18 protein-coding genes are annotated in these 14397 nt (G+C 39.8%); 8 read left to right on the top strand and 10 right to left on the bottom strand.

The genetic code is table 11. The annotated features are described in order from the left end of the window. Nucleotides 1–312: 312 nt before the first annotated feature. Both R2B77_RS00105 and R2B77_RS00110 read left to right on the top strand, forming a co-directional pair. On the top strand, nucleotides 313–858 hold the full coding sequence (locus tag R2B77_RS00105) for a cysteine hydrolase family protein (RefSeq protein ID WP_203248795.1): 546 nt from the start codon (nucleotides 313–315) through the stop codon (nucleotides 856–858). Nucleotides 859–973: 115 nt separating this feature from the next. Beyond that, the gene (locus tag R2B77_RS00110) at nucleotides 974–1228 is read left to right on the top strand and encodes a GlsB/YeaQ/YmgE family stress response membrane protein (RefSeq protein WP_203248794.1); all 255 of its coding nucleotides are present in this window, start codon (nucleotides 974–976) and stop codon (nucleotides 1226–1228) included. 96 nt (nucleotides 1229–1324) lie between these two features. On the opposite strand, the gene R2B77_RS00115 is transcribed toward R2B77_RS00110, so the two are convergent. Continuing rightward, nucleotides 1325–1993, bottom strand: coding sequence for a lytic transglycosylase domain-containing protein (locus R2B77_RS00115; protein WP_203248793.1), 669 nt, complete (start codon nucleotides 1991–1993; stop codon nucleotides 1325–1327). A 41-nt stretch (nucleotides 1994–2034) separates the two neighbouring features. Continuing rightward, nucleotides 2035–2631 (bottom strand): SCO family protein, encoded by a 597-nt coding sequence (locus R2B77_RS00120; protein ID WP_203248792.1) that lies wholly within the window; start codon nucleotides 2629–2631, stop codon nucleotides 2035–2037. Between the two features lie 237 nt (nucleotides 2632–2868). Between R2B77_RS00120 and R2B77_RS00125 the strand changes: the two genes are divergently transcribed. Next, complete coding sequence (locus R2B77_RS00125) at nucleotides 2869–3276, top strand: DUF2621 family protein (RefSeq protein WP_212391839.1); 408 nt, start codon at nucleotides 2869–2871, stop codon at nucleotides 3274–3276. Nucleotides 3277–3386: 110 nt separating this feature from the next. On the opposite strand, the gene R2B77_RS00130 is transcribed toward R2B77_RS00125, so the two are convergent. The 5 genes from R2B77_RS00130 to R2B77_RS00150 all read right to left on the bottom strand — a co-directional run bounded on the left by R2B77_RS00130 (nucleotide 3387) and on the right by R2B77_RS00150 (nucleotide 8637). Then, a complete protein-coding gene (locus R2B77_RS00130) occupies nucleotides 3387–3869 on the bottom strand; it encodes a CcdC family protein (RefSeq protein ID WP_203248816.1) in 483 nt (160 codons plus the stop codon). Between the two features lie 14 nt (nucleotides 3870–3883). After that, entirely contained in the window at nucleotides 3884–4210 is a 327-nt protein-coding gene (locus R2B77_RS00135; RefSeq protein ID WP_203248790.1) for a thioredoxin family protein, read from the bottom strand. Between the two features lie 18 nt (nucleotides 4211–4228). Continuing rightward, a complete protein-coding gene (locus R2B77_RS00140) occupies nucleotides 4229–4939 on the bottom strand; it encodes a cytochrome c biogenesis CcdA family protein (RefSeq protein WP_203248789.1) in 711 nt (236 codons plus the stop codon). 156 nt (nucleotides 4940–5095) lie between these two features. After that, nucleotides 5096–6877 (bottom strand): ABC transporter ATP-binding protein, encoded by a 1782-nt coding sequence (locus R2B77_RS00145; RefSeq protein WP_212391837.1) that lies wholly within the window; start codon nucleotides 6875–6877, stop codon nucleotides 5096–5098. A 5-nt stretch (nucleotides 6878–6882) separates the two neighbouring features. Then, on the bottom strand, nucleotides 6883–8637 hold the full coding sequence (locus R2B77_RS00150) for an ABC transporter ATP-binding protein (protein WP_203248787.1): 1755 nt from the start codon (nucleotides 8635–8637) through the stop codon (nucleotides 6883–6885). A gap of 246 nt (nucleotides 8638–8883) precedes the next feature. On the opposite strand from R2B77_RS00150, the gene R2B77_RS00155 reads away from it, so the two are divergent. Further along, on the top strand, nucleotides 8884–9333 hold the full coding sequence (locus R2B77_RS00155) for a DUF4362 domain-containing protein (protein ID WP_203248786.1): 450 nt from the start codon (nucleotides 8884–8886) through the stop codon (nucleotides 9331–9333). 6 nt (nucleotides 9334–9339) lie between these two features. Here the strand turns inward: R2B77_RS00155 and R2B77_RS00160 are convergent, their stop codons facing one another. Next, the gene (locus R2B77_RS00160) at nucleotides 9340–9675 is read right to left on the bottom strand and encodes a YolD-like family protein (protein WP_203248785.1); all 336 of its coding nucleotides are present in this window, start codon (nucleotides 9673–9675) and stop codon (nucleotides 9340–9342) included. 173 nt (nucleotides 9676–9848) lie between these two features. On the opposite strand from R2B77_RS00160, the gene R2B77_RS00165 reads away from it, so the two are divergent. Next, on the top strand, nucleotides 9849–10472 hold the full coding sequence (locus R2B77_RS00165; protein WP_203248784.1) for a cupin domain-containing protein: 624 nt from the start codon (nucleotides 9849–9851) through the stop codon (nucleotides 10470–10472). A 323-nt stretch (nucleotides 10473–10795) separates the two neighbouring features. Here the strand turns inward: R2B77_RS00165 and R2B77_RS17945 are convergent, their stop codons facing one another. Continuing rightward, on the bottom strand, nucleotides 10796–10888 hold the full coding sequence (locus R2B77_RS17945; protein WP_404830719.1) for a putative holin-like toxin: 93 nt from the start codon (nucleotides 10886–10888) through the stop codon (nucleotides 10796–10798). A 266-nt stretch (nucleotides 10889–11154) separates the two neighbouring features. Next, entirely contained in the window at nucleotides 11155–12408 is a 1254-nt protein-coding gene (locus tag R2B77_RS00170) for a Y-family DNA polymerase (RefSeq protein ID WP_203248783.1), read from the bottom strand. Nucleotides 12409–12671: 263 nt separating this feature from the next. Here R2B77_RS00170 and R2B77_RS00175 point away from each other — a divergent pair, with 263 nt between their 5' ends. Genes R2B77_RS00175 through R2B77_RS00185 form a run of 3 tightly spaced genes read left to right on the top strand, consistent with a single transcriptional unit; the run spans nucleotide 12672 to nucleotide 14313 of the window. Beyond that, nucleotides 12672–13124, top strand: coding sequence for a MarR family winged helix-turn-helix transcriptional regulator (locus R2B77_RS00175; protein WP_203248782.1), 453 nt, complete (start codon nucleotides 12672–12674; stop codon nucleotides 13122–13124). 25 nt (nucleotides 13125–13149) lie between these two features. Further along, nucleotides 13150–13668 (top strand): GNAT family N-acetyltransferase, encoded by a 519-nt coding sequence (locus R2B77_RS00180; protein WP_203248781.1) that lies wholly within the window; start codon nucleotides 13150–13152, stop codon nucleotides 13666–13668. A gap of 21 nt (nucleotides 13669–13689) precedes the next feature. After that, nucleotides 13690–14313, top strand: a complete 624-nt coding sequence (locus R2B77_RS00185) for an FMN-binding negative transcriptional regulator (protein ID WP_203248780.1) — start codon at nucleotides 13690–13692, stop codon at nucleotides 14311–14313. Nucleotides 14314–14397 lie beyond the last annotated feature (84 nt).

Raw genomic sequence — 14397 nt, forward strand, 5'->3', positions numbered from 1 at the left:
AATACCAACGTACATAAGTAAAATACATTATATTTATAGTCTTTCATAAGTAATTGTAATGACCAAGCGGATTATCGTTTTAGAGCTTACAGCCACTAATGACAGCATTCAAATCTTTGCAAAGGAATCGCTTATTTACTTCTCCTCACGAATGCGAAGACCTCACAAATACATACCCTCTTTTGAGCCTCTTAGAACATTTTTTACTTAAAATAAAGTTATTTAATTATTCTATACATTAAGAATAGACTTGAACAAGCTGTTTGGATAGGACATGATAAATAGACCAACATAAAAAGGAGTGGATTTAGTATGAAGAAAGCATTAATGGTCATTGATTATACGGTCGATTTTATTGCTAAAGACGGCGCATTAACATGTGGAGAACCTGGGATGGCGCTTGAAAATTATATTACAGAATTGACAAAAACCTTTTTAGATGAAGGTCATTTTGTTGCCATGCCGGTTGATGTGCATGAAATTGACGATCCGTACCATCCTGAAACGAATCAGTTCCCGCCTCATAATATTCGTGGGACTGCCGGCAGAAATTTATATGGATCTCTTCAGCAGTTATATGAGGCGCGAAAGGCAAACATCCACTGGATGGACAAAACGCGTTACAGCGCATTTGTCGGAACTGACTTGGAGCTACTTTTGCGGACACGACAAATTACACAATTACATCTTGTGGGCGTCTGTACAGATATTTGTATCCTTCACACGGCTGTCGATGCTTATAACCGTGGTTTCGATATCTTTATTCATGAACAAGGTGTCGCAAGTTTCGATTCTGCGGGTCATGAATGGGCACTACGTCATTTTGAAAATACGTTAGGTGCTACAATTGTCCGCTAACCTCCTCTGAAATCTCTGGTAATTTTTTCGTTTTTGTTGTTTAAAGTATTGTAAAGAAGGTTATTGTGAATACTACAGAAGCAACTACGAATTACTTCAAAGGAGATGGAATGCAATGGGATTTATTTGGTTTTTGATTATCGGCGGAATCATCGGTTGGTTGGCTGGTATGATTTTAGGGAAAGACATTCCAGGCGGCATTTTCGGAAATATCATTGCTGGTATTATCGGAGCTTGGATTGGCGGTAAACTTCTTGGCCAATGGGGTTGGCGAGTATCCGATTTTTACGTCTTCCCAGCCCTGATTGGTGCGATAATCCTTGTCTTCATTGTGAGCTTTATCATGAAAACCATGCGTAGAGCTACATGAGTATGAATTACGTTGAGGCGTAATTCGAAATTCGTGACATCCGCCGAAAGTTCAAATAAAAAGATGGACCCCTTTGAACGGAGGTCCATCTTTTTATTATTTGTTTTCCATTTCAATACGATATGCCTCAAATTCATTGAAAAAATAAAGAACATCCTGTACATATTTTTCACTACGGTTGTAGTCAAAAATCGCCTTTTCGAGCTCGCCATCGGCCGCTCCACTTTTCGCTAGGTATTTCGCAGCGCTATGCATGGCATCTTCAATATCATATGGGTCGGCAATACCGTCACCATTTGCATCTACACCATAGCCACCATATTGCTTTATAATGGCTGGATTCGTTTTATCCTTTTCTGGAATCTCTCCCTTACCAAGTCCACTACAACCTGGGTAACCCCATCCTACAAATGTACAGGGCATGAACTGCATATGTCCCTCTGCCCCCACTGGTGAAAGAAGAGGATCCATCGTCGAAAAACGAGTTTCAATCCGATGATGTGCCGCTAATAGTGTCCACGGAATACCGTAGGATTCTGCCGCATCTTTATACACTTGGATATATTCTTCCGGAATCGTCGTCGCACTATGATGCTCTTTTATCTCAAGCAGTGCGCTTGCTGACTTCCGAATCAGTTCTGGGTTTTGTAAGCCTGTCCAGATGATAGCCGTCAATGTAAAAACGGTAACTGCCACGGGAATAAGAAGAATAATGAGCAGTGCTTTTACCTTCATAGACAACCCTTTATTTTTCTTTTTTGCCATGACTCTTTACACCCCATCAGTTCCAGTCTTACATATGCTGATTAAGCACCTGCTTTAATAAGTGCTTTCATATCTTTAACAATTTGTTCAAATTGGACATCCGTATCGCCTTTATACATTTTGACGATTTGTCCCTGCTGATTGACGAGTGAAAATTGAACACCATGTGTCACCTGGTCAGAGTTTGGATCATCAACTACAATTGTCTTAAAAGATTCCAGCGCAAACTTCGAAATATCCTCCATTGTGTAACCCGTTAGCATTTCCCACTTACTTTGGTCCTTTGTATCGAACATATCAAGATACTCTTGTAACACTTCAGGTGTATCCACTTCTGGATCGACGCTAAATGATACGATTTTATAGTCTTCTACGCCTTCTTCAGCTAGTTTTGCTTGGATGTCCACCATATTCACCATCATCGGTGGGCAGACTGATGTACACTTTGTGAATATAAATTGAGATAACCACACTTGTCCTTCCAAATCATCAAGCGAAACTTGCTCATTATGCTGATTTGTAAATTCAAACGGTGCGATTTGATATTCAAAGTCTGCTTTGAAGCCGCCTGGTCCTGAACAAGCTGCCAGGACAAGTACTACAAGTAAAATATACGGTAATAATAAATTTCTACGCATCTTCTTATCCCTCACTATACTGTTTATACGTTTATCATAGCGGATGTAATTCACCTTCACAAGCAAACGAGTCGATAATCACTCCTTGAAACTTTGACGATTTTGTGAAGTCCGCTTCACTTTAAGGGGCTCAGTATAAATTAAGCTTAGAAATACATTGTTCGTGTATTTTTTTACTGATACTCTTATAATGGTGAATAGATATGGAAGAGGTGAAGACTATTGCCAGATTTATTTATGTGGTTGATTACTTTATGGACCTTTGTTCTCGTTGGACTTTTTGCCATAGGCGGCTTCTTCATGTTTCGGAAATTTCTCAAAGTATTTCCGAAAGCAGATGGTAAATCGACGCTTGACTGGGAAGAGCATTATGTGGAGAGTTCCCTTCATCTTTGGAATGACGAAGCTAAATTACTACTCAACGAGCTCGTCACCCCAGTACCAGAGTTATTCCGACCTGTTGCCAAGCAAAAAATCGCCGGGAAAATTGGTGAGATTGCATTAGATGAAAAAGCACCGAAAATTAATCATGATCTTATTATTCGCGGTTATATACAGGCGACGCCAAAACGGGACCATAAATTTCTACGGAAAAAGCTATCATCTATGGATATTGATTTAACTCCCTATGAACATCTATTTTAACATCATTCTACAAAAGCCCCCCGCGAATATCACAAATTTTGGCGAGGCGTAACCAAAAAAGATGCCTACACAAATTGTGTGAGCATCTTTTTTTAGTTTAGTTCTTGTTATTATATTTTCTGAAGTGAGTTAAACTTCGACAGCATGCCAATTCGCCATGGAACAATCATGCCGAATGCAAGAATCCAAAACATGCCACCCAATTCACCAACGTCAATCGAATTGCTCAGGATGAGCTTGCCGACCAGCCGAACAATGAGTAGTCCCAGTAAGATGAATAGAAACGCTTTTGAACGTTTAACGTAAATGCCATTGTCCTTCTGTTCGAAGTGTGTCGTTTTAATCAAAATGATGGAGAATAGTGCCCCAACAATGAGTGCCTCCACAATTTGCAACGGAGGTACCCTGAATTCTTCGAATATAAACATCAGTGCACCGGTTGACATAAAAAGAGGCGGTAGGATAATCCTTTTCGCAGTCACCGGCTTTTTGGCAGCCTTTGTTCGAACGATGAGTGCTAATATTCCCATGAACAATGCGATTGCCGTTGAACCGATAATAAGATAAACGGGGGGGACTTTTGTGAAAATCATTTCAACCAATTCGCTCAATCTGGTTTCCCCCGTTCAATAAGCTCCGCTAAGCGTTGCTTTAACTCTTCGATCCGAACAAACCTAGCAAATCGCGTGTACTCCTTAGCTTCGTAAAACAACAAGACAACCGGTGCCGTAAACAATGACAACTGTCCCGCTATTTCCGGTACTTGCGCTATATTTACTTGATAAAAAGGGATTGGATAGTCCGCTTTTAAGACTTCTACTTGTGGATATAATCCATCACAGACCGAACAATTATTGGTTTTCACGAAAAGAAGTAACTCATTTTCTCGCTCGATTGTCTCAATCCAATCTTCAAACGAAGCTATTTGTTCCATGAGTGATCCCCTTCCAAATTAAAAACCTGTAAAGTCTCCAAAAATCGGACTCAATAAACTGATGATGTACGTCATACCATCGAAAAACAATAGAATCCCGACTGCAATCATAATGTAGCCGCCCACCTTCATAATGATGCCACTTGATTTCCGAATCCAGCTAAGCCTGGTCACATAGAACGAGAGGATGAAGAATGGTATCGCGAAACCAAGGACGTATAATAGCATATACACCATACCTGACCCCGGGTTGGCAGCAGCTAATCCGATAATGGCTCCGATGATAGGTCCAGAACATGGCGTCCAACCCGCTGCGAATCCAAGCCCAATTAGCACGGACCCAGCGTAGCCAGAAGGTCTATTTTTAAATTGTAGCTTCTTTTCCTGCATAAGAAACTTGGGTGTAAATATACCGGCGATCATCACACCAAATAAGACAATGAAAATAGCTCCCACTTGCCTTAGAATTTCTTGATTTTCAATGAAGAACCGGCCTAGGAATGATGATCCAAAACCAAGTACAATAAAAATAAGTGAAAATCCAATTAAAAAGAACAGCGTATGCAGCATTCCACTTTTACTCATGCGTTTCGAATCCGATTTCAATTCATCCAATGACATGCCCGTAATATACGATAAGAATGCTGGATACAAAGGCAATGTACAAGGAGATATAAAGCTTAAAAATCCGGCGCCGAAAGCGAGAAATAGATTTAAGTCTGGTGCCATTATTCTCTTCCCTTCTATCTTTTCTAACCTAATCGTATCAAAAGAAGCACCGAAATACGCCTTATTTGTCTGTGAACAGTTTATGACATTTTTATAGTATACATTTAACCCGGCTCACATGTACCGAATAAAAGTACGTTTGAGCCGGGTTATATTCTAAATGCTGTCTTCTAAAATGCCATTTTGCAGCAAATACATCTTATGATAAAGACCTTGTTGTGTTAACAATTCCTGATGTGTTCCACGTTCAACAATTTCACCTTTATGAAGAACAAGTATCAGTTCTGCGTCTTGAATAGTACTCAAACGGTGAGCAATGGCGATTGTTGTACGTCCTTTGCGCATCTTCTCCAAGCTTGCCTGGATAGCGACTTCCGTTTCTGTGTCAATGTTTGCCGTTGCTTCATCGAGAACGAGCACTTTGGGATTCGTTGCAATCGTCCGTGCGAATGCGACAAGCTGACGCTGCCCACTAGAAAAAGTCGAGCCGCGTTCTGTCACTTTTTGTGCATATTTGTCAGGTAACCTTTCAATAAATTCATTTGCTTGCACAAATTCAGCGGCCGCTCTCACTTCGGCAGAGGTCATCTCCTGATCATGCAAACGGATATTACTTTCAATATCCCCGTAAAACAGGAAGGGATCTTGCAAAACTAGCCCCATTTTCTGACGCAGTTCCTGCTTTGAAAATTCCTTCAATGAGATACCATCAATGTAGACGTCCCCGTGTTCGTATTCATAAAATCGCATAAGCAAGTTGATGATGGAACTTTTCCCGCTACCTGTATGGCCAACGAGAGCAACCGTTTCTCCTGCGTTCGCTGTGAATGAAATATTTTTCAACACATTCATTTGCCCATCATACGAAAATGTCACATTACGAAATTCAATTTTTCCATCTTGGATAGTTGCATTGCTAGTGCTTTGTTGCTCTGGCTCCATATCAGAATCATCCATCAATACAAAGACACGCGAAGCAGAGACGAGTGCTTGTTGAAAAATCGAGAGGCGTTGCATGACTTGCTGAATAGGCTGGAAAAGCTTACCGATTAATGTAGTGAAAACGTAAAGAATTCCTACTTCAACTGCACTGTCAAGTGACATAAATCCGAAATAACCGAGAACGAATACAATTGCTGCTGCATATAGCAGGTCAATCGCAGGTCCAAGTAGCACACTATCGAATTTAATATTGCGCATTCCCGCTCGGAAATGCTTTTCATTAATCGCATCGAATTCAGCCTCTAGACGGTCTTCCTGTCTAAATGCCTGAACCATCCCCATACCTGATAACGATTCAGCAATTTTGGCATTCAGCTGGCTTAAACGTTCCCTTATATCTTGGTAAAAGTCAGCGCTATAGCGTCTGTAGGCGACAATCACCAGGAGGATTAAAGGCAATAATACTAGCGATATCAGTGCTAACTTACGATCCAGTGAGAAGAGAGCAATATAGACACCAATCAAAATAAAAATTGCTTGTAAAAACGTGACAATGACACTGACAAACATTTCTTTGATCGATTCCGTGTCATTTGTAACGCGTGACACGATACTACCTGCAGGTGTTTTATCGAAGTAACGCATTCCAAGTCCTTGAACCTTTGAAAACACGTCAATCCGCATTTGCTGAATGATTTTCAATGCGATATCCTGGAAACGCATTAGCTGGAAATAGGACACCACGACAATGAATACTTGAATCACAATGTATACAATTGCAATCGTCGCGATCGTATCCCACGGAAAGCTCATCGGTGTCAAATGATTGTCGATAAAGCGCTGAATGATTAACGGTCCTACAATCGTACCAATCGTCGTCAATATCAATAAGGTAAGCGCAATGAGTATACTTTTTTTATGAGGGATAGCATAGCTTAACAGTCTTTTGAAAACCAACCATTGATCTTTTGCTGTTAGTTTTGGCTGTTTCTCCATCGACATTACCCCTCACCTCCTTGTTCGACAAGTACTTCTAGTTGTTGCAAATCATACATTTCTTTATATTTACCATCCATCTCAATTAACTCCTCATGCGTTCCCGCCTCTACAATTGTTCCTTCGTCGAGGACTATGATCTTATGCGCATGTTGGATGGCACTTAAACGGTGTGACGTAATAATCGTCGTTTCACCTGTCCGTGTTTGTTTGAGCGATTCCAAAATAGCTTCCTCTGTTTTCGCATCAACAGCCGACAAGGAATCATCCAAAATCAATAATTCTGGCTCCATAATTAACGCACGCGCAATGGAAACCCGTTGCTTTTGCCCACCTGATAACGATACGCCGCGTTCGCCGACCACAGTGTCATAGCCTTCTGTAAACCCTAAAATGTCGTCATGGATATGCGCAAGTCGTGCCGCCTCATAAATTTTCTCGGTCGCAATGTTAGGATTGGTAAACGCAATGTTTTCAGATAGTGTTGTTGAGAATAAGAAATGATCTTGTGGCACATAGCCGATGGATTCCCGTAAACGCTGCTGCTTGTACTGGTTGATTGGGCTTCCCCCATAGACCACGCTACCTTTGTACCCTTCAAATTCCCGGAGCAATAATTTCAAAATAGCAGTTTTCCCCGAACCCGTTTTCCCTACAATTCCCATCGTTTCTCCTCGCTGCAACGTGAAGTGAACATTATACAAAGCAGGGCGTTCGTCATCAGGGAATTTGAATTCAACGATATCGAAATAGAGATCACCCTCTGGCCTTTTATCGATGGCGCCGGGTAGGTCTTTAATTTCTGGTTCGATAGATAATAGTTCTGTAATCCTGCTATAGGATGCATTTCCACGTTCCACAATATTAAACAGGAACCCAAATGCCAGCATCGGCCACACAAGGAGGCCCAGGTATGTACTAAACGCCACCATATCCCCGATTGACATGTCACCTGCCATGATAAACTTCGTTCCGAAAAAGAACGACAAAATGTATGAAATCGCAAAAATTCCTGTTATCGTCGGATCGAATAATGCATCGATTTTAGCAACCCGCATGTTTTTAGCGACAACATCAGTCGATAAATTCGTGAAATCCTCAATATCCTCCTGCTGCTGGCCAAATGTTTTGATGACTTTAATGCCCGATATACTTTCCTGTGTTTTGTCATTCAAATTAGAAAAAGCTTCTTGCGCAAAGCGGAAACGATTTCGCAGCAACTTCCCATAATAACCCGTCATGAAAATCATAAACGGCAATGGAATGAGGGCAATTAATGTTAGTTTCCAATTGATAGTAATCGCCATTGTCAAAATAACAAATCCACCTGTTGAGATGGAGTCGACCAGTGTTAAAACGCCCATACCCGCCGTTTGTTGTACAGCGTTAATATCATTTGTAGCGTGGGCCATTAAATCGCCTACTCTTCTTTTTTGATAGAAGGAAGGTGACATTCTTGTAAAATGATTGAATAATTTTTCACGCATTTTACGAGATAGTAGTACGGCTGAACCAAAAATCATCACGCGCCAATAGAAACGCGCAACATACATGAGAATGCCCGCCACTCCTAAAATAATAAGCCATTTTGTCAGCCCCCCAGCCGTCAATTCACCTAGCGTAATATCATCAACGATAATTCCGATAATTTTCGGAGGGAGGAGCTGCAAGAGCGATACAAAAACAAGCATAGCAATGCCAAATATGTATTGCTTTTTCTGTTGTTTAAAAAACCAACTCAATTGTACTAAAACTTTCACTTGGCTTCCCCTACTTTTCTTTAAAAATCAATTATACCTTGGTCTAATTGGATCTGAAATTTGAATCTGCAGAGCGTTTAGATTTCCACTGTTTCAAATTGCCCTTTGAATAGTTTAGCAAATGTCTGAACAATAGAAAAGGTCCGAGTTTTAAATTATTCGGTTTTCGAAGTAACTACAGTAATATAACGCGTGATAAAACCATATAGTGAAGGTGAAGACCTAGTTAATTGCCGGAGGGATAAAATGCGGAAACTTTTGTACTTACTTTGGATTCTCGGAATAGTACTAGTATCAGCCTGTTCATATGATAGCGAAAAAGCAGTGAAAAACGGAGATGTTATTAATATGAATGGTCCCGTTTATAATTTTCCAAGCTTTGAATTGTTCTTGGACAGTGTCGAAAGGGATAAGCCAGATTCTATACGGATTGCGAATTACACACTTGAGGGAGAACCGACACTTTACAATCTGACTTTCGATGGTTCATCCATCGATTTGGAAATTGACCGGTCCAAAAATAGCAACAAAGGAAATGATCCTGCCAAATTTACTATGACCTGTACGGATCTTATCACGGGAAATGGTCAACAAGTACTCACATATACACTGGAAGGCTGCGATCAAGATTTATTCATTGAAGGTTTTATGCTATTAACTGTCTTGAAGGAGCAAGTAGACGAGCATGACCACTAGAGCTAATTAATCCGTCGTAATCGTTTCAATTCCGACAATGCTGTTCAACAATATCTTCTGCACTGTTAACCCATCCGTTATGTAAATGAGCCGGGCTTGTTCGTCGATTCTAGTCAAGATGCCTGTTATATTAGCAAGCACCCCTATGTTCCATGTCTTGACTCGAATTTCACAGTTCGATTGATATGCAATGGCCAACTGCTGTTGAAACTCTTGTAGAGTCCATTCGTCAATATCCGGTTTTTCTTCAAAGTCATCTTCACCAACCCAATCACGTAACTTCGCCAAGTGTTCTGGCAACATCATCGCTGTCCATTTGATACGTCCTCGATCGCGAATCATTTGTACTTCCTCCTTTCCACCAGACAAGAACATTAGTTCCCATTATAAATGCATGTATATACTTTTGGCAAGCTATTGCTTATTAGCAATCATCACACAAAAATGAATTCATACATACCCTGTAAAAATGTGCGAACTACGCATATTTGAGATTATGACGGAAGGATGTACTTATGGGGTCAATTATCGATTACACGTCACCGGCAACACAGTTCACTTTTGATGTAAATAACAGTCCGCTTTTCAAGAAAAATAATCAAAATTTTATTAATGTACTTGGCATCAATCAATTAAACACGCTAGAAAATGTGTCTTTGCTTGATATTTTTCTTAACGCTGATAATGTGATTGAGCCTCATTACCACCAACATGCCGCAGAGCTACTCTATTGTATTTCTGGTGCTGTTACTGTATCGTTACTCAATCCTTTTACAAAGCAAATTCAAGATTATCCTATTACAGCCGGACAGGTAGCAAACGTACCTCAAGGCTGGTGGCATTACATGGTAGCCACGGCTAATGACACTCATTTTCTAGGAATTTTTGATGCGTCAACTCCGGAAGTAATTCTAGGCTCTGACCTTTTAACATTAACGCCTGCCAATATTATGGCGCACACCTATTGTCTTGATGAAGGTCAATGGGAGAAAGCAATTGCTCCCGTTAAGCCATCAACATTTATTGGTCCGCCTAGCGACTGCAATAGAGCAAATGACAACACCTCCTATCAATACGTCAACCAATTGCATCCATATACGCATCAAAATACACTTAACCCCCAGTATTTCGATAATTAATAACGAAGAAGAAATTGATTTGTCATACTTAGAGATTCATAATTTACCACCCTTACCGTGGCGGTGAAAATACTGCTGATTGAGTTACGTTCATGTGTTATAAAAAGTGCTAGCGGGAACAAATTCTAACGTCTCTACACCAATTGCAACGAACTTGAAATTCGGAAGTGCACAACGTATACTAGTAGTGAAGTAGCATATATTAAAAAGACCGTCTGATGCGCAACCATCAAACGGCTTTGCAATAAAATAGGATCGCTTCAAAGGCGATCAGCAAACTCTACAGAATAATCCGCTCATTTGCTTGGAGGCTCAAGGGCGGGTTATTTCTTTTGTGATAATGCGATGACAGCAACGATTAGGCTGGCGAAGCTAATCATAAGGACAATTGCTTGAAACACGCTCACATACAACACCCCCTTCCGTCAGGTGAATAGACCATAACAGGAGTGCCGACTACCCTCGATTCCCTATTTAATTACTCTTATAGTATACCACACATATGTTCTCTTTCGCCTGTTTACATATAATTTTCTTCATAAAGATTGCCAATTGTTTATGTGAAATAAAACTGAAATAGTACGAATAAGAAAAACAAAGCATCTCTCAAAAACGAGGGATGCTTTGTTAAACTGTGCGAAAAAATGCCTTACACTTGGTTAGAATTAATAAGTTTTTCCAACTATTTCTTATGCCCCCCAATCAGCTTATCTCGCTCAATGGCTGTCCCCGCCTCTGTATAAGACACCGCACGGAGAATAGCATTTGATCCGTATTTACTCCTGAGTGCATCGATGGTTGCACCTAGTTGCCGAGTTCGTTCTGATTGATTATCGAACAGGTTAAGCTGCACAGAATGCTCCTCTTCCAAATTTGTTAGGCTAATCGATAAACGTCGTACCGAACTGCCGTCATGGAACTTATCGAATAGTGTTATACAGAGTTGATAGATTTTCATCGTGTCATTGGTCGCCTCACCCATCGAACGTGAACGGCTAAAACCGCCAGACAGCGACCGTTTCGAATAGCCGATAGACAAATGGACCGTACGCCCTACCTTTCTTGCTTCCCTTGCCCGCCTCGCGACATCTTCACACATTTCAAGCATAACCGTGAGCACATCTTCTCGTTTATTATAATCCCGATACAACACTTGCCCTTTCCCATAGCTCTTTTGCCCTTCAACAAGTGGGGCACCCAAATCGGACAAGTCGATTCCGTGCGCATGGTGATACAATTGATTGCCCATTAGGCCGAACTTCTTTTCAAGCACTTCAAGGGGCTCGTGAGCAAGATCGCCGACAGAATATAATCCCATATCATTCAATGTTTTTTCCAATCGACTACCTATCCCCCACATGCGACTCAACGGCGCAACAGGCCATAACTTTGTCGGAACATCCTCATACGTCCACCGCGCGATACCCGTCTTTTTCGCTTCGATGTCGAGAGCAAGTTTTGCCATCAGCATATTCGGGCCAATTCCACAGGCTGATCGCAATTGAAATTGGTTTTCAAGATCGTCTTGTATACGTTGAACCGTCTCTTCCACAGGTCCCCATAATCGCTCCGTCCCACCTAAGTCAATAAAACTTTCGTCGATACTGTACACATGAATGGCTTCTTTTGGCACATAATTATTTAGCAATCGGGTGATTTCCATTGATATCTCTATATACAACGCCATCTGGGGCTCGATAAGGTGAATCGAGGGATCATCTGGGATTTCAAACAGACGCATACAAGACTCCACCCCAAATTTCTTCTTGAGCAACGGAGACGCCGCTAGGACAATGCCACCTTTCCGTTCTTTGTTGCCAATAACGGCAATGGACGTCTTCGTGACATCGAGCCCTTCAATCACCGCAGCGCAACTCGCATAAAAGCTACGCATGTCGAGACAGACGATTTTTCGATCTGGTAAATGTTTATACATATTTCACTCCTCCAACTAAGAACGATTGTTCCACTAATTATATACAGAACATACGTTCATATTCAATCGGGTAAATTAACCAAATGTCTTGTAGAGGAAACAGAAAGAGTAATAATACCGATTAAAGATCATTTGAAAACATTGCACTTTACTCGTCCTTTTCGTAATTTATTTTTGTTGCAAATGCAACAAAAATAAAATATATTTAATGTATGCCATTTTTATTGCATTCGCAATAAAAAATATGTACTAAGGAGGAAATTATGAAGGGAATTCTTCGTGAAATTGGAATGATAGCAAGGGCATTAGATTCGATAAGTAATATAGAATTTAAAGAATATGACCTGACAAAAGGTCAGTATTTATACCTTGTACGAATATTTGAAAACCCAGGAATCATTCAAGAAAAGTTAGCTGAAATGATAAAAGTAGATCGAACAACAGCATCTCGTGCTATAAAAAAACTTGAAATTAATGGCTTTATTGAAAAGAAAGACGATGAACATAATAAAAAAATCAAGAAACTCTTTCCAACAGAGAAAGGGAAAAATGTTTACCCACTTATAAAAAAAGAAAATGATTACTCCAACAACATTGCATTAAAGGGATTTTCTGAAAAAGATGCAGAAACCATTTTCAATCTTCTTCAAAGGGCAAGAAAAAATGTAGAAAAAGATTGGGAATTTGTTAAAAAGGGAAACAAGAGGACTTATTGATTACATAAAGGAGCGATATATGTAAATGACTATAAATATAAAAATATGTACCCTTGAAGATTCACGTGAACTGCAGGAAATTAGTTACGAAACATTCAATGAGACATTTCAGCATCAGAATTCACCCGAAAATATGAATGCCTATTTGGAAAGAGCGTTTAACTTAAAACAATTGGAAAAAGAATTATCAAATCCTTCTTCGCAATTCTATTTTATTTATTTAAATAATGAAGTTGCTGGATATTTGAAGGTCAATACCAATGAAGCACAGTCTGAAGAAATGGACAATGAATCACTTGAAATTGAAAGGATTTATATAAGGTACAAGTTTCAAAAACATGGACTTGGTAAATGCCTTCTAAATAAAGCGATAGAAATCTCGATAGAAAGCAAGAAAAGTAAAATCTGGCTAGGTGTATGGGAAAAAAATGAAAATGCAATTGCTTTTTATAAGAAAATAGGGTTTGTTCAAACTGGAGCCCACTCTTTTTATATGGGAGATGAAGAGCAAACGGACTTGATCATGACCAAAACGCTCATTTAACTTTTTGAAAGGTAGGTTATTATGTATATTCCAAAATATTTTAAGGTCACAAATGTTGATGAAATTTGGGATTTTGTCCAACAAAATTCTTTTGGTACGATTGTCACAACAAAACGAGGGAAACCAATTGCTACTCATTTGCCATTGCAGTTCAGTAAAGAAGAAGATACTTATTATATAACGGGGCATATGGCTTATGGAAACCCTCAATGGAAAACATTCGAAACCAGTGAAGAAGTATTAGTGATGTTCCAGGGAGCGCATTCTTATATCTCTTCTTCCTGGTATGAAAAAGAAAATGTTCCGACATGGAATTACCAAGCTGTACATATGTATGGTAAAGTCGACATTTTGGACGAGGAAGGTCTAAAGCAGGATCTGACAAAGTTACTGCGAAAATATGAAGGTAACCGTGAAAATCCAGTTTTATGGGATAAAATTTCTCCTCAGTTGTTAGAAAAAGAACTAAAAGGTATTGTTGGATTCAAGATTAAAGTACAAGAAATTCAAGCTGCCAATAAACTAAGTCAAAATCGCAATGAAAAGGACTATCAAAACATCATTGATAAACTCTATGAAGAAAAAGATTCGAATTCTCAACAAATGGCAAAATTGATGGAAAGTAAGTTGGAAAAGGATAACTAAGCGTAAATTATTTTATATGATGCTTCTAACTATAGTAGGTACATTCAAAAAGCTCAGGTTTAAATCTGAGCTTTTTTACTATGC

The organism is Sporosarcina beigongshangi (assembly GCF_033485195.1).
Classification (GTDB): Bacteria; Bacillota; Bacilli; order Bacillales_A; family Planococcaceae; genus Sporosarcina; species Sporosarcina beigongshangi.